Origin of the sequence: Parabacteroides hominis, from assembly GCF_014287585.1 — a bacterium.
GTDB classification, from domain to species: domain Bacteria; phylum Bacteroidota; class Bacteroidia; order Bacteroidales; family Tannerellaceae; genus Parabacteroides; species Parabacteroides hominis.
Genome location: NZ_JACOOJ010000002.1, coordinates 105,858 through 120,582 on the forward strand (window position 1 = coordinate 105,858; position 14,725 = coordinate 120,582).

The 14,725-nt window shown below is 50.8% G+C and carries 13 protein-coding genes; 4 read left to right on the forward strand and 9 right to left on the reverse strand.

Annotated features, from left to right (window positions below):
* Nucleotide 1 precedes the first annotated feature (1 nt).
* Nucleotides 2-1,375: a sigma-54-dependent transcriptional regulator gene (locus H8S65_RS01885; RefSeq protein WP_186928268.1), complete on the reverse strand. Its 1,374-nt coding sequence runs from the start codon at nucleotides 1,373-1,375 to the stop codon at nucleotides 2-4.
* 53 nt (nucleotides 1,376-1,428) lie between these two features.
* Nucleotides 1,429-2,910, reverse strand: coding sequence for a TolC family protein (locus tag H8S65_RS01890; protein ID WP_186928269.1), 1,482 nt, complete (start codon nucleotides 2,908-2,910; stop codon nucleotides 1,429-1,431).
* A gap of 164 nt (nucleotides 2,911-3,074) precedes the next feature.
* Here H8S65_RS01890 and H8S65_RS01895 point away from each other — a divergent pair, with 164 nt between their 5' ends.
* The 3 genes from H8S65_RS01895 (at nucleotide 3,075) to H8S65_RS01905 (ending at nucleotide 4,333) form a co-directional block, all read left to right on the forward strand.
* Nucleotides 3,075-3,446 carry a diacylglycerol kinase family protein gene (locus H8S65_RS01895; RefSeq protein WP_186928270.1) on the forward strand — a complete coding sequence of 124 codons (372 nt, stop codon included), beginning with the start codon at nucleotides 3,075-3,077 and terminating at the stop codon, nucleotides 3,444-3,446.
* A gap of 97 nt (nucleotides 3,447-3,543) precedes the next feature.
* Complete coding sequence (locus tag H8S65_RS01900) at nucleotides 3,544-3,753, forward strand: hypothetical protein (protein ID WP_186928271.1); 210 nt, start codon at nucleotides 3,544-3,546, stop codon at nucleotides 3,751-3,753.
* Nucleotides 3,754-3,775: 22 nt separating this feature from the next.
* Nucleotides 3,776-4,333, forward strand: coding sequence for a phosphatase PAP2 family protein (locus H8S65_RS01905; protein WP_186928272.1), 558 nt, complete (start codon nucleotides 3,776-3,778; stop codon nucleotides 4,331-4,333).
* 72 nt (nucleotides 4,334-4,405) lie between these two features.
* Here H8S65_RS01905 and H8S65_RS01910 read toward each other — a convergent pair whose 3' ends face one another.
* Genes H8S65_RS01910 through H8S65_RS01925 form a run of 4 tightly spaced genes read right to left on the reverse strand, consistent with a single transcriptional unit; the run spans nucleotide 4,406 to nucleotide 9,649 of the window.
* Nucleotides 4,406-5,695, reverse strand: a complete 1,290-nt coding sequence (locus H8S65_RS01910) for an ABC transporter permease (RefSeq protein WP_186928273.1) — start codon at nucleotides 5,693-5,695, stop codon at nucleotides 4,406-4,408.
* A gap of 7 nt (nucleotides 5,696-5,702) precedes the next feature.
* Nucleotides 5,703-7,004, reverse strand: a complete 1,302-nt coding sequence (locus tag H8S65_RS01915; protein ID WP_186928274.1) for an ABC transporter permease — start codon at nucleotides 7,002-7,004, stop codon at nucleotides 5,703-5,705.
* A 22-nt stretch (nucleotides 7,005-7,026) separates the two neighbouring features.
* Nucleotides 7,027-8,295, reverse strand: coding sequence for an ABC transporter permease (locus tag H8S65_RS01920; protein ID WP_186928275.1), 1,269 nt, complete (start codon nucleotides 8,293-8,295; stop codon nucleotides 7,027-7,029).
* Between the two features lie 13 nt (nucleotides 8,296-8,308).
* Nucleotides 8,309-9,649 carry an ABC transporter permease gene (locus H8S65_RS01925; RefSeq protein WP_186928276.1) on the reverse strand — a complete coding sequence of 447 codons (1,341 nt, stop codon included), beginning with the start codon at nucleotides 9,647-9,649 and terminating at the stop codon, nucleotides 8,309-8,311.
* Between the two features lie 371 nt (nucleotides 9,650-10,020).
* Here H8S65_RS01925 and H8S65_RS01930 point away from each other — a divergent pair, with 371 nt between their 5' ends.
* Entirely contained in the window at nucleotides 10,021-10,803 is a 783-nt protein-coding gene (locus H8S65_RS01930; protein ID WP_186928277.1) for a DNA-binding domain-containing protein, read from the forward strand.
* Nucleotides 10,804-10,988: 185 nt separating this feature from the next.
* Here the strand turns inward: H8S65_RS01930 and H8S65_RS01935 are convergent, their stop codons facing one another.
* The 3 genes from H8S65_RS01935 to H8S65_RS01945 form a co-directional block, all read right to left on the reverse strand.
* Nucleotides 10,989-11,654 (reverse strand): ABC transporter ATP-binding protein, encoded by a 666-nt coding sequence (locus H8S65_RS01935; RefSeq protein WP_186928278.1) that lies wholly within the window; start codon nucleotides 11,652-11,654, stop codon nucleotides 10,989-10,991.
* 501 nt (nucleotides 11,655-12,155) lie between these two features.
* Nucleotides 12,156-13,430 carry an ABC transporter permease gene (locus tag H8S65_RS01940; RefSeq protein WP_186928279.1) on the reverse strand — a complete coding sequence of 425 codons (1,275 nt, stop codon included), beginning with the start codon at nucleotides 13,428-13,430 and terminating at the stop codon, nucleotides 12,156-12,158.
* 6 nt (nucleotides 13,431-13,436) lie between these two features.
* Nucleotides 13,437-14,705, reverse strand: a complete 1,269-nt coding sequence (locus tag H8S65_RS01945; protein ID WP_186928280.1) for an ABC transporter permease — start codon at nucleotides 14,703-14,705, stop codon at nucleotides 13,437-13,439.
* Nucleotides 14,706-14,725: the final 20 nt, after the last annotated feature.

The window sequence follows — 14,725 nt, forward strand, 5'->3', positions numbered from 1 at the left end:
TTTATTTGTCTACAGGGATATCATATTTCTCAAGACGGCGGTACAAGGCCGCCCGACTGATGCCGAGTGCCGTAGCGACATGCGAAAGATTACCGGCATGTGTCTTCAACGCCTGGAGAATCGTTTGCTTTTCCAGTTCGTCCAGAGTCAGGCCATCGAGCGACGGGACGGCCTCAACCTTTGCCGACAGTGTCGTATGGAGACACTGGCTCTCGAAGTCGGAGGCTTCCAAGACTGCCTTGCCCGATACCAGCATCGTTCGTTCTACCAAATTCTTCAATTCACGGATATTACCCGGATAAGGCAGCTTTTGCAGGAAGTTCAGGGCTTCAGATGAGAAGCGGACGGCAGGCAGGCCGTTCATCTCCGACTGTTTGTCTGCAAAATAGCGTGCCAGCAAAGGAATGTCGTCTTTACGTTCGCGAAGCGCGGGCAGGTGGACGGTTATCAAGTTGATGCGGTAAAACAAATCTTCCCGAAACGTACGCTCAGCCACCATTTCACGCAGATTGCAGTTTGTCGCGCTGACCACACGGATATCAACTTTGCGGGGACGGCTGTCACCCAGTACCTCGAACGTCTGGTCTTGCAGGACACGTAGCAGTTTCACCTGGCAGGACAGTTCGAGATCACCGATCTCGTCGAGGAAGATCGTCCCTTTGTTCGCCATCTCGAAACGTCCGGTACGGTCGATATAGGCATCAGTAAATGCACCTTTCTTATGCCCGAACATCTCGCTTTCGAAAAGGCTTTGCGAAAGTCCGCCGAGGTTGACCTTCACAAATGGCTCCTTCGCACGCGGGCTGTTCGTATGGATCGCCTCGGCAATCAGCTCCTTCCCTGTTCCGCTCTCGCCGGTTATCAGGACGGAGGCGTTGGTCGGAGCGATCCGGGAAACCGTACCCAGCACCTCCATCAGCGGAGCGCTCTGGCCTATGATCTTGTCAAAATGAAATTTATTATCGGCATCCAGGCGGTTCAAAGGTGTTTCCTGCTCCTTCTTCTGTTCGCTCAGTTCGATCGCCGTACGGATGGATTTCAGCAGCACAAGATTGTTCCAGGGTTTGGTCACAAAATCGAAAGCGCCTGCCTGCATTCCCTGCACGGCAAGCGAAATAGATCCCCATGCCGTCATCAGGATCACCGGAACGTCGGGCTGGAAGATCTTCACCTGCTTCAACAGTTGTATGCCTTCTTCACCGGTGGTGGTCAGCGTAAAGTTCATATCCATCAGGATAAGCTGCGGCGTCGTCCGGCGTACGACAGCCAACGCTTCTTCCGGTCCCGGAACAGCATCCGGCTCGAACCCGGCCCGTTTCAACAAGAAGGTTAGCGAAGAACGAACGGCTGCATCATCGTCTATTATCAGGATCATAATCGAATTTTAAATTTTCATCATTGATTTGCAAATTTATGGAATTAAATCGATCATCGCTTCACGATCTTCTCAAATTCCACATCGAGAGTCCGGTCATTGATGAAATCATAGAGGGTGACGCTACGGATATTGTAATAATAATTCCAATAGTCGTACAACTCCTGGATATGTTTCTGTTTGGCCTCATCCTTCGACTGTTGCGCGTCGTTCAGGTCCAGGATATTGATCTTCCCGATCATGAATGTCTCGATAGAAGTCCTGTAACGCTTCTCGGCAATCACATCCGCTTCCTGTGCGATCTCCAACTGGGCGGCCTGGTTGTTAAAGTTTTCCACCAACAAGAAAATATCCTGGTTGAAACTGATCTCCTCCTGACGGATCTTGGACAAAGTCACATCGCGGTTAGATTCGGCAACTTTCACTTTTCCCCGGCGCTTGCCCCAGTCGAGAATCGGGATCGTCATGCCGACTTCCACCACCTGGTTTCCTTTCAGCCGGTTATAGGCAGAATCAAATGTATGATCTTTTCCGGTATAACCGATCGTGGCGAAAAGGTTGATACTGCGGCGGTTTCCTTTAGCTGTCGCCACCTCATAGTCGGCTTCCAGCTGGCGACGGCGAATATTCTTGGCAAACGAATTGTTTTCCTGTGCTTTCTGCAACACAACCTCATAGATCATCCGCAGAGAAGGCGCGGACTCCGGCAGGATCGGCTCGATCACTTCCTGTTCGCTCAAACCCAAAAAAGCACGGAGTTGGAACATATTGGCATTGAGGCTGGATTGCGCCTCGGTCAGTTTCCCTTTCATCTGCAAGGCAGACAGCTTCAACTGCATCAGTTCGCTTTCGGAGATATGGCCGATCTTGCGCTTGGCAACAGCTATCTCGTACAGCTTATCTGCATTTTCGAGGTTCTGCCTGGCGATCTGCAAGTTCTCATTCGCCAGCAGCAGGTTGAAGAAATAGCCGATCGTGTTGATCGTCACACCTTCCACGCTCTCGATATAAGCGGCTTTCGCTTCCTGGTAGCGGACAGGCTCGATGCGCCTTTTCCACTTCAGGTTGTTCACACCGAAGATCGGCTGCGTGAGTGTCAACCCGATAGGCACACTCATATATTCGTTGAAAGCGCCCTTTCCCAACTGCCGGTTGAAATCGAGGGAAGAGTTCAACGAGATCTTACCACCGGTCAAGGCGATATTCTGATCGATCGAAATCTCTCCGTTCAGGCCGAGCGAGTTATTCTGGACAAAGGTGTACGAACCATCGGACTGCTGGTATTTGGTATACTGTTTGCTGTAGGCTGGAAGCGTCCCCTTGAAGTTAATCTCCGGCAACTGGTCGGCGATATGCGTGCGGTATTCCCAGTAAGCAGTCTTCAGCTCATTCAAGGCAACCGCAGCATCCACCGACTGCATTTGCGCCAGGTTGATAGCTTCTTTGAGGGTCAGCCTGACGGTATCTTGTTCCTGTGCCTGCAATCCGGAGCCCGACAACAGGAGAGAAATGATGGCTATATAAATCTTTTTCATCGTAATAAATGTTTTGCCTTTCCGTTGGCAAAAGCTATGCCAAAAAGATATATAACTGATTATCTGCAATATGTCTAAAACGATAGTGTCCGAAAATGAACAGTGTGTCCGTTTTTGAAGTATTATTCATATCTTTGTCCTGTTCTCTCAAAACAATAAATAATATGAAAAACAGCGGCTTCACTTTTCGTAAACGACTGGCCAGTTTCCGGTATGCTTTTAATGGCATCCGTTTATTGATACAAAAAGAGCACAATGCATGGATACATTGTTTTGCAGCTATTTGTGTGGTTATAGCCGGCTTTTCCTTCGGTTTATCCAAGACAGAATGGGTAACGGTCGTGATCGTAATCGGAGCCGTATTATCGGCCGAAGCGGTCAATTCATCCATTGAATCATTGGCCGATTTAGTCTCACCCGAATACAATGAAGCGATAAAAAAGACGAAAGACCTCGCAGCTGGCGCCGTTTTAATTATGGCAATAGCGGCAGCAATAGTCGGATTGATTATTTTTATTCCTAAACTGGAATTTTAAATGACTATTTTAAAAGAATAATCTTTTATTTCATTGTTTTACAATTCTCTTTGTTTATATTTGTGCCATTATTAATTAAATATTAAAACAGGAGATTATGGCACGTACAGTAAATTATCCGAAAAGAGCAGAGAAAATCAAAGAAATGATTGATGATTTAGTAAGGGAAATGGGGCATTCACCACGCAGATCCATACAGAAAAGCAAAATTAAACTCATTGATATCGACTTTGAAAGCGCAGACCTTGTAACCTTAATGCAGGTACAAGCCCGTATCAGCCGCATCATTCTTGACAGAAGCAAATAACGCAAACAAGGCATATCTATAAATGAAACGAATTCTTACCCTGATTTTCGTATTATTCGTTTGTTTATCGGGAAAAGCGCAAGAAGTTGAGATAAGCGGAAGCCGCAAGGCCGTCCGTACGTCAGGTGATGTGTTGGCATTCGTAACGCCTGTAGCGAGCCTGACCACCGTATTGGTGTTGCAGGACTGGCAAGGATTGAAGCAAGGCGCTTTGGCAGGAGTTTCTACTATAGGTATGACGTATGCTCTGAAATATCTGATCAAGAAAGAGCGTCCGGACGGTAGCGACAAACATTCGTTTCCGTCCATGCATACTTCGGTATCATTTACAGGAGCAGCGTTTATTCAACGGCGTTACGGTTGGAAATGGGGAATTCCGGCCTATGCAATTGCCTCGTATGTAGGATGGAGCCGGACATATGCCAAGAAGCACGATTGGTGGGACGTAGTGGCGGGAGCCGCTCTCGGAGCCGGAAGCGCTTACATTTTTACCCGTCCGTTTGCCGCGAAGCATAACCTGTCTATCAGCCCCGTTGCAAGCGATAAACATTTCGGCATATATGCTTCCATGACATTTTAAAAGAGTCAAGCCCGGCCCCGCAATCCCTGCGAAGTCGGGCTTTTAACAAAAAAACAAATAGTGTTATTGATTTTATTCATAATGTAGGGCATCTGCCGGGGCCAACTTCGCCGCCTTATCGGCCGGAAGCCAGATCGCAACAACAATAGCCACTGCCAGCAAAACCCAAGTTAATAAATTGGTCAGGATAAAACGCAGGACAAGACGGTCGGGAAGATACCCCAGATTATTCCTCCCCTGCCCCAGCGTATCGATCAAACCGAGATATACGAGTTGAGTCTCGATCAACATAGCAGGCAAAGTCACGACTGCCAACAGGCAAAGCCCTTCCAGCACCAGCATCTTCCGGATATTGGCACGTGTCGCTCCCATCGCCATGCGCAAGCCGACTTCATCACGCCGTACACGAATGCGATACCAAAATGTTCCCATTACGCAAAGCATGATATTGACCAGAAAGAATAACATCATACCGGTATGTATCCGCACGTTACTTGTCTGCCCGAAACTGAAATCCGTATCAGCATTTATCTGCTTATAAGACTTGACTTCTCTCAGGTAGAAATTGCCGATACGCAGTTCACGGCTCATCGTCTCCTTAAACTCCTGTAAAAATCGCCTGTCCGACACAGTTTCCCGGTTACGGACAGCAATCTCCATCTCGGCTATGTTATCAGCCTTGATCCGTTCCGCACGATAGAATGCCAGTTGCGGACGTTCATAATCGAAACGTTTGATATCGCCGATCGAACCTTTTACTACAAAATTGGTCTCCGGACTGCTTGGGGATTCCAATACCTCTCCCAATATGTTCCCGTCCGGAAAAAAGGTTTTGACAGCCAGATCCCCGATAACGATTGCTTTAGGGTCCGACCAGTCGAAATCTTCGACCGCCACGGGCTTGCCGTCCTGTGTCGTATAACGGAAAACCTTGAATAAATCGGTCTGCGGATCAAACAGGATAGCCTGTCCGTTTCCCTCACGTGTCGTATCCCGGCGGCTCCGGAACCAGTCGCCATAATAACCACCTCCACCAGGCGTGCTCCAACCGCTTAACACGGCCAGCGCCTCCACATCTTTATGATGGCGGATCCGGTCCAGCACGCGGAAATAGTTATCCAGAAGAGCTGTCGAGTCGCTTTCGCCCGGTTGGTACTCCGGATGCTCTTCCGGGAGCAAAGCCACATCGACCTGCCAGGTATGGTTCAGATCCCGGCAGGAAGCCAGGCTCTTGTTATATTCCAGGACAAAGAAATAATCCACAATGTACCAAAGCAGGCAAAAGACGAGCAAAAGTTCTATTCCGATCCATAAGTTGCTCCGCTTACGGTTCCATATCTGTTTGAATATATGTATTAACATAAGACTTTTATTTTGCGTTCAACGAATCGATGATCTGACGATGTGAAGCCCTCCAGGCCGGAACCAGCGCAGAAAGCAGGTTCAGCACGAAACAGACGAGCAGCGCAATGCCGAACACCTGATAATTCATCAGCATGCCGGGGCTGAAAACAACATCCGCCCCTTCCGGCAAAGCATTGACAAAACTTGCCCCGATCTGCAAAATCCAGTCACGTGTGAGATAGATCAGCAGATATGAAAAAATCAGCCCGAACACTCCACCCAGTGCCGTAAACAAGAAGTTTTCAGAGATGATCTGCGTCATTAACGTGCCGACCGGAGCCCCGAAAGCCCTCCGCACGCCCATCTCAGACAAACGCCTTTCCATACGGGAATCGGTCATGCCGGAAAGACTGACAGACGGAACCAGTAAAAAAATGAGGATAATCAACCCGTATTGCAAGGACAGTAATACATAATCCGGTCTCTCATTGCTCCAATACCGGAAGCAGGACTGCCAATAATAATCCGGTTGTCCCAATGCCGTGAAAGTCTCTTCACCCAGCATTTTCCCATAACGCTCCGCTTTTTCTTCCGCCTCCTTTTTTAAGGCTTTCAAATCCGTACCCTTCGAAGCTAAGATATAAGCATGATAATCGCCCAACGCCTGTGTATCGTACCAACTGCCGTTCGGTTTGTACCCGTCGGCCACCGTATAAGGGAACCAGACCAAAGCATAAGTCTTTTCTGTAACCAGCGAAGCATCTTTTACCACACCGCAGACCCGATATTGCCGGAAATCGACCGATATGAACTTGCCCGCAGCATCGGTCGTACCGAACAAACGGCGCGCCAAGCTCTCGGCAATGACCGCCGTCCGGATAGCAGACTGCTGATCGGCATCGGTAAACGGCTTGCCATTCAAAAAGCGGAACTCAAAAACCTTCCAGAAGACCGTATTCACATACTTGACCGTCACCGGCAATTGTACGGGATCTCCATCCGGCTGCACCATACATTCGCCATCATGCCTTGAAATCAACGCAACCGCCTCTACACCTTTCAGGGAACCGAAGCAAGTGTTTATCATACTTTCGGAGAGGGAGCTACTGGATTGGGAACCATTTTTATGTTTGATCATCCCGCTCTTGGCGACCAACATCCTGTCGCGGTTCGTCTCCGGATAGATATTGGCAATCTTCATGTAGAAGACGATCGACAGAACCATCACCATCGACACAGATAACCCTGTCCCGACGACATAGATCAGACTGAAGAGACGTTCCTGCCGGATTAGGTTCCAGGCTTGTTTAAGATAGATTTTCAACATACCATTTGTTTTTAATTGACAATTATTCATAATGCAACGCCTCCGCCGGCTCCAACCGCGACGCTTTGCGGGACGGATACCAGGTTGCCAGGAAGATGATGCCGGCCAGGATTCCCCAGGTCAACAGGCTGACAACTAACAGACGTCCGAAGGTCACCTTCATCACCACCGTGCTGAGCATATCGGCATAAGCCATGTTCAGGCAAAGCAGCAAAGCCGGAATGCTGACAATCGTCAGGATCAACAACCCTTCGCCAACGACCAGTTGCCGGATCGTGCGACGGGAAGAACCAACTGCCATACGCAGCCCCAACTCGCCCTTGCGGCGGTTCACACGAAACCAAAACGTGCCGATCACCGCTAAGAAGACATTCACCAACAGGAAGGCATTCACTGCGATATTCAATCTCTGCCCGTTCACCTGCATCGTGTTATCGAGGAACTTCCCGCGGATATCCGGATAATACTGCACATCGGCCAGCCAGAAGTTGCCGGCAGCTAAACTCTGCTTCATCTCCGTCTTGAACGATGCCGCATAGTCGGACGAGCCCGTTACACCGGAGCGAAGGCGGAAAGCGATCTGCATCTGCCCCAATTCCCGCTCGTCTGCCTCGTATAGATCTTTTTCCGTCAGGAGCGTAAAAACAACCGGACGGGGTTGGTCGAAACCCTGCTTCTTGATCGGAACTGTTATGCCGTTGACACGGTAGGTCGTGCTATCCCCTTTATTATCCCAAGCCAAGCGCTTGCCCTGCAAATGCGCACCATCAACGAGCTTCTCCTCCAACGTCCGGCTGACGACCCATCCGTCTGCCAAGGCATCCGCCAACAGGTCGGGAGAACCTCCGTCAACGGCATGGATGTCGAATACCCGGAAATAATCCGGTGTGACCGTATAACGAAGGCTGTTGACTGCCGAGACCGTATCGTTCCAGCAAGTCCTGCTATTACTCGAATAATTAAAAGGCGCCGAATGCGGTCCGAAGAAAGCGACCGTCCCGACATCCGGATGCATCTTCAGACGCTCGATGATACGAAGATAGTTTTTCCCGACCTCTTCGCTGCCTTCCTGATAATTCACATAGGAAGCGCTGGTGCGCGGACGGACCGCCAAGGTGACCTTGCAGACATTATCAACCGAGAAGCCTTCCGGCTGCAAGGCGGTAATACCCTGCATCAGGGTCGCATCGATCGACCACCAGAGCAAGATAAAGACGATCAGCAGTTCCATAAACACCCAGGCATTGCTTTTGCCCTGGGCCTTGATCAGTTTGAGTATATGTTTAAACATGGCATTTCTCCGTTTAACTGTTTATAGCATCTATTATATTCACCCGTACGGCACGCCAGACCGGTATCGACGACGACAGGAAGTTGAGCACCAAGCAGACCAAAAAGGCATACCCGAAGACCGGAAGGTTCAGCATCATCCCCGGAGTCAGGTCTATATTCGCCCCGCCCATCATCATGACAAACACTCCCGGAACCAGCAACAGATTCCGGAAAAGCAGGATCAGCAGGTAAGAGAACAGCAAGCCGACCAATCCTCCGGGCAGCATCAGCACCATATTCTCGATCAAAATCTGCATGAACAGCCCCGTCCTGCGCGCCCCGAAAGCTTTGCGCACGCCTAACTCGGCAATGCGGTCCTGCATGTGGGAGGCGTTCAAGCCCGAAAGATTGATAGCCGGGACCAGCAGGAAGAGCAGGATCAGCAGGAAGAATACGAAATAGAGGACATTCACCGGGTTCATCCCGTTTGCCCCGCTCGCCCCGCTCCCGATGCTTCCTCCTGCGAACTGGCTGACCACATGCCTGCCATGTGCTTCCAGGCCATTCATCAGCCGGATCTTCCCATCGCGCAAGGTCGAGTTGTAAAGCCGGATCTGCTCGTCCAGTTCATGCGCTACCTCTTCTTCGGAGACGCCGCGGGCAGGCAGGATGCATCCTACCAGAAAGCCCAGCGATGCCTCCCGTTCGCTATTACCCGTCTCCATAACAGTGGGAAGGCAGGAATAGGGAACCCACAAATCGGCAACGACCGCAGGGGTGATATACGATACATCCTCCACCACTCCGCTCACGATATATTCCACATCATCCAGCAGGAAGGCCTGTCCCGACACATCCGTCCGCGAAAAGATCTTCCTCGCCAGCGACGAAGAGATCACCGCACGGGGCAAGGCAGACTGGAACTCCGGCTCGCCGAACGGGCGACCGTCTATAAAGGTAAAGTCGAAAATACGCCAAAAGCCGTCGTTGGTCCCCATCATCACCACTTTGTAGGGATCGCCCGTGCCGGACAGCCGGGCATACGATTCGCCTGCCAATATCGACATGATCGTCGGATCGGTCGTCACCGCCACCTCCTCGGCCGTTTGCAAGGACAGGAGGCATTCTTTAGCCGAGCGGGCACTGAAAAAGAACGAGCTGGTGCTTTTATCCTTCGCATATTCAAGGAAAGAGACATACAGCATCCGGTCGCGATGCACTTCGGGAGCCATATTGGCCGTACGTATATGATAGGCGATAGCCATCACCATCACCATCGAGATCGCCAATCCCGTACCGATGATATAGACGGCACTGAAGAAACGGTTCTGCTTCATCAATTGCCAGGCTTGTCTGAGATATTGTTTATACATATTATATTATATAATGTGTTAGTTTGGTAAATGCTGATTTATCGGTGTGTTTCTTGCTTGTGATTATAGTGTCATGCCGTAGGCTCTCTTTTGCCGTCTGCTTCAGCAGACGGATAGATGATTGTTCCGGCTTTGCCGGTTCCTCTGTGGGTTTTAACCCCTTTAAATATTATATTAAAAAAGGGACTAAAGCCCACAGAGGAAGAGGCTTCGCCTCCAGACCTTTTAAACCGTCTGCTGAAGCAGACGGCAAAAGAGAGCTTGCGACACAATGCGCAGCCTTGTCTGTTTGCTCACTCATAAATCAGCATTTTCCATTATTACCTTTTTTATTCTTACCTTTATCACCTAATCATTAAATCTGAACGATCATGGACAAAGAATTACCTGAATCAGAACTGGGACCGAAGCCCCCGAAATCATATATCCGCGTCAGCAAAAGCAATCTGCCGGGTATTAAAAGCTACACAGCCAGTGTCCTCTATCGCCGTACCATCGACATCGAAACGATCGCCCAACGTATTGTCGACAAAAGGAGCGAATTCCGCAAAGAAACCTTCGTCACGACTTTCAACATCATCAAAAAAGAAATCTACGAGGCCATCGAAGACGGCTTTAACGTCGATTTCGGCTTCGGCCGCACGGAGATCACAGCAAACGGGAGCTTCGAATACTTGGGCGAGAAGTTCAACCGCAAGAAACATACCCTCACCCCCTGTCTTCGTCCTTCGCCCCAACTGAAACAACGCACGGCACGCATCCCGGTCGAAAACATCACGCAGGGGACTTATGCCAATGCCCCTCATCCGGCTTATGTCAGCCTTGAGATCGAACCTCGCACGATCAATAGCACCGAGCCTTATAACCAGCTTCCCGCAGGACGCCATCCGTTTGTTTCGATCTACGGCAGCCGCCTCAAATTGATGGGCGACCTGCCCGGCGTCGGTATCCAACTCCGGTGTGTCGAAACCGGCGAGGAGTATTTCTTTCCACCTAAGAAAGTCTTTATCAACACTTCGATCCGCCTTTGCTTCATGCCGGAATTCGATTTTACCCCCGGAGAATGGGAGGCTATCGTGGGAAGCCAGTTCACGCCTACCTACAAGCTATACAAGCAGGAGCGGTATGGATACCTCACCTTTACCGTAGTCTGAGGTCTCACCCCCGTTAGTGATAGCTTGCCTCCCAAGTAGGAGGCACGACACCTCGCAGGTAGGAGGTTTTATACCTCATAGGTAGGAGGTACGCCACCTGATAGTTAGGAGGCAAGGTATCACTCGGTAAGGGTCGAAGGCGTGGTACGCCCGTATGCCGACGGGACGCCAACCCGGAGACCTTATCACATCACCTGGCGACCATCGAAGAAGCGTACCGTGCGGCTTGTCTGCTTGGCCTGGTCGTCGTTGTGGGTGACCATGACGATGGTGCGTCCGTCTTCCTTGTTCAGTTTGTGGAGCAGTTCCATGACTTCGGCGCCCATCTTGGAATCGAGGTTACCGGTCGGCTCATCGGCAAGGATGATGTCGGGATTGCCGACAATGGCACGGGCGATGGCGACACGCTGGCACTGGCCACCGGAGAGCTGGGTCGGGAAGTGGCGCATGCGGTGCGAAAGGCCGACCTTTTCGAGCACGGCAACGGCGGCTTCACGGCGTTCTTTGGCACTGACCTTGCGGTAGAGAAGGGGCAGTTCGACATTGTCGAGCACATTCAGCGAATTGATCAGGTGGAAAGACTGGAAGACGAAACCTAACTTCTGGTTACGGAACATCGCCAGTTGCTTGTCGTTCATATTGACTGTGTTGGTCCCTGCAATCTCGACAGTGCCGGAGGTCGGGGCATCGAGCAGGCCGATGATGTTCAGCAAGGTGGATTTGCCGCATCCGGAGGGGCCCATGATACTCAGGAATTCTCCTTGATTGACTGTCAGGTTCACGTTCTCCAGGGCAACCGTTTCGATTTCTTTCGTCCGGTAGATCTTTTCAAGATTTGTAAGTGTTATCATAATCGTTATTGTTTGTTGTGGGCTGTAGAGACACACGGCTGTGCGTCTTCACGACCCGTTGTTATTATATTCTGTTTGATTGTAAATGATGATTTATGGGTGAGCAAACAGACAAGGCAGCGTCTTGTGCCGCAGGTTCTCTTTTGCCGTCTGCTTCAGCAGACGGATGGATGATTGTTCCGGCTTTGCCGGTTCCTCTGTGGGTTTTAACCCCTTTTGATACAATAGATGAAAGGGACTGAAGTCCACAGAGGAAGAGGCTTTGCCTCTAAATCTTTTAAACCGTCTGCTGAAGCAGACGGCAAAAGAGAGCCTACAGCCACGAGACAAATCTCGTTTGTTAGCTCGCTGATAAATCAGCATTTCAATATTTAGCAAGGATCGCTTTCCCTGTATATTCTTTCAATGGGCAAATTGCGTGCCAAAGAAGTAAGTCGCTATTAATCAATCATTACGCCAAGCAACAGGTGTCCGATATCGAACACATTGTCCGTTTTTGCATCACTCGTCATGCAGCGTATCGGCGGGTTGCAGCCGCATGGCGCGGTAGGCAGGGAAGCCGATGCCGATAGCGACCATGATGCCGATCAACCCAAGCGTCATCCCCATGCCGCACAGCAAACGCCCAAGCACCGGGATCTGCATCGCGCTCCACTCCGTCACCTCTAAATACATCAGGTTCGCGAAGACGAGCGCGGCAGGCACGAACGCCACGCCCAAGAGGACAAACCCCTCGGCAAACAGGTGGCGGAAGATGTTACGCCGCGAAGCCCCCATCGCCATCCTTAGCCCGATCTCGGCGCTGCGCTGTTGCGTGCGGAACCAGAACGTCCCGATGATACCCAGGAAGACGTTGAGCAGGAAGAAGAGGATGCAGGAGAAGTAGAAACGTATGTCATCCATCCAATAGCGCAACATCTCGTTACGATAATATGACATCGGGACGACATCTTTCAAGTAGATATTGCCGAGGCGAAGTTGCTGCGACATCTCACGGGTGAAGCCGGCGACAAAACGATTGTTGTCGGCTGCAGGTTTTACACGGATGAAGAGGCTCCACCCGTTCGCGAGGCCGTCGCCTGAATTGGCAATCGCCTCCCGGCTTCCGGCCGCTTTGTAGTAAGCATAGTCATAGTCCATGAAATCGCTGTAACGTTGCGGCTCGCAGACAGCTCCGATATGATAGAAAACGCTATCGCGGTCACCCTGGTCTGTGATCTGTATTTCCTGGTTCAAAGCCTTGGCGGCAGAGCCGAAAAAGTCCGTCCCGACCGTTCCCGTCACGACGATCCGGTTCTCGTCCAAAGCCTTCGTCAAGGTTTCCCATGATTGGCCGTCAGCGGTTTTCACCCGGAAGACACGGAAATAGGCGGGATCTACGTGCCGCACATATCCATGCCGCATCAACGAATCTTTTTTGAAAGTGGCAAACTGGTTACTACCCCTGTAATGAAAATGGTTGCCACCTGTATAACAGACAGCCTCCACCTGCGGATGATGCGCCAAACGGTCGTAAACAGCCAAAAAGTCGCTGCCCCCCTTCCTGCTATGCACGACGGAAGTATCATAGTCCGCACTCGAAACCGGCACGGTGGCAAGCTGCACATGGTAAACGTTCGATATGTCGAATCCCAGCGGCCGCTCAAAACTCTTGTACTGGACATAGAGAGCATCTGATGCATACCAGAGAAATACCGAAACGACGACAAGTTCCAAAAAGATGAGCACATTGCTTTTGCGCTCATTCCAAAGTTGTATGAAGATCATTCGTAACATAAGCCATCAACTGTTTATAGAGTCCGTAATATTCACCCTCGACACCCGCCATGCCGGAATACCCGCCGACATCAGGTTCATCACCAGGCAGAAGAGAAAAGCCGCCAAGAACACATAACCGTTGAACATGCCGGCAGAGAGGCGGGCCTCTCCCAACGAGGTCGTCAGCAGCCAGTCGCGCAACAGCCACAAGGAAAAGAAAGAAAGGACAAGCCCAAGCAAGCCTCCTGCCAAAGTAAGCACAAGGTTCTCTAAAAGCACCTGGGAAACGATGTCCCGCTTTGTGGCTCCAAAGGCACGGCGCACACCCAATTCGGCCACCCGTTTGCGCATTCGCGAAAAGGTGATGCTCGAAAGGTTAAGCGCGGGGACAAGCAGGAGGATAAAGAGGACAACCCCGTAGCGAAGGTAGGCCCGCGACACATCCTGCGGTTTCTCGTTTCCGCCGTAAAGCCATTCTTCGACCTGCGTGGTGGGCAAATGGAGCATGTCAGCCTTGTAATCGGAAAGGGTCGAGTTGAAGCTGGCGAGGCGCGCCTCCGCTTCACGGCGCAGATCTTCACGGTTTTTCCCTTCTTTCAACAGGGCATAACACTGAAAGTTACCATTGATCCCTTCGCACCACCCTTGCCGGTAACCGGGGTCGGTCGTGTACGGTAGCCAAACTTCCGCCCAGGCTTTATTGGCAAAACGGGAAACGTCTTTTACCACGCCACAGATACGAAAGACAGTGAAGTCGAGTTTCATCTCTTTTCCGGTCGCTTGCACGGTCCCGAACAGTGTACGTGCCACGCTTTCGCTCACCACTGCTTCGCGGATGCCACTCATAAAGGCTGCAGGCGCAAAGGGCGCACCATCCAGAAAGTCGAACTTGAAAAGTTGCCAAAAGGCGGTGTCTGTCAAGATCACCTGACTGTTATAACGCCGTAGTCCGTCCATAGTGGAAGCGGGCAGCTTGTCCCACCGTTTCCGGAGAACACCGGTCACTACCTCGGCAGACTGCAAGGGGTAATAGCAAGTTTCCAAAAGAGGGAGACCGATGCCACTGTACGACATACGTCGCCCGTCTTCTTTCCCCAACGACATAATATTGGTGAAATAGCAGGTACGCTCCCGGTTCACTTCCGGCCTGAACCCTGCCGTATTCACGACATACAGGATCACGATCACCATGATCATGCAGATAGCCAAAGCTGTTCCGAGGATGGAGATCACGCTCAGCAACTTGTTCTCCTTCAAGAGCCGGAGGGCCTGTTTAAAGTAATGCTTTATCATATTACAATTGCTTATATTTT

Coding starts and splice junctions, on each gene's coding strand:
- H8S65_RS01920 (WP_186928275.1), bottom strand. CDS start 8,295: ATGTTTAAACATATACTCAAACTGATCAAGGCCCAGGGCAAAAGCAAT.
- H8S65_RS01945 (WP_186928280.1), bottom strand. CDS start 14,705: ATGATAAAGCATTACTTTAAACAGGCCCTCCGGCTCTTGAAGGAGAAC.
- H8S65_RS01935 (WP_186928278.1), bottom strand. CDS start 11,654: ATGATAACACTTACAAATCTTGAAAAGATCTACCGGACGAAAGAAATC.
- H8S65_RS01905 (WP_186928272.1), top strand. CDS start 3,776: ATGAAACGAATTCTTACCCTGATTTTCGTATTATTCGTTTGTTTATCG.
- H8S65_RS01885 (WP_186928268.1), bottom strand. CDS start 1,375: ATGATCCTGATAATAGACGATGATGCAGCCGTTCGTTCTTCGCTAACC.
- H8S65_RS01890 (WP_186928269.1), bottom strand. CDS start 2,910: ATGAAAAAGATTTATATAGCCATCATTTCTCTCCTGTTGTCGGGCTCC.
- H8S65_RS01915 (WP_186928274.1), bottom strand. CDS start 7,004: ATGTTGAAAATCTATCTTAAACAAGCCTGGAACCTAATCCGGCAGGAA.
- H8S65_RS01900 (WP_186928271.1), top strand. CDS start 3,544: ATGGCACGTACAGTAAATTATCCGAAAAGAGCAGAGAAAATCAAAGAA.
- H8S65_RS01895 (WP_186928270.1), top strand. CDS start 3,075: ATGAAAAACAGCGGCTTCACTTTTCGTAAACGACTGGCCAGTTTCCGG.
- H8S65_RS01930 (WP_186928277.1), top strand. CDS start 10,021: ATGGACAAAGAATTACCTGAATCAGAACTGGGACCGAAGCCCCCGAAA.
- H8S65_RS01925 (WP_186928276.1), bottom strand. CDS start 9,649: ATGTATAAACAATATCTCAGACAAGCCTGGCAATTGATGAAGCAGAAC.
- H8S65_RS01910 (WP_186928273.1), bottom strand. CDS start 5,695: ATGTTAATACATATATTCAAACAGATATGGAACCGTAAGCGGAGCAAC.
- H8S65_RS01940 (WP_186928279.1), bottom strand. CDS start 13,430: ATGTTACGAATGATCTTCATACAACTTTGGAATGAGCGCAAAAGCAAT.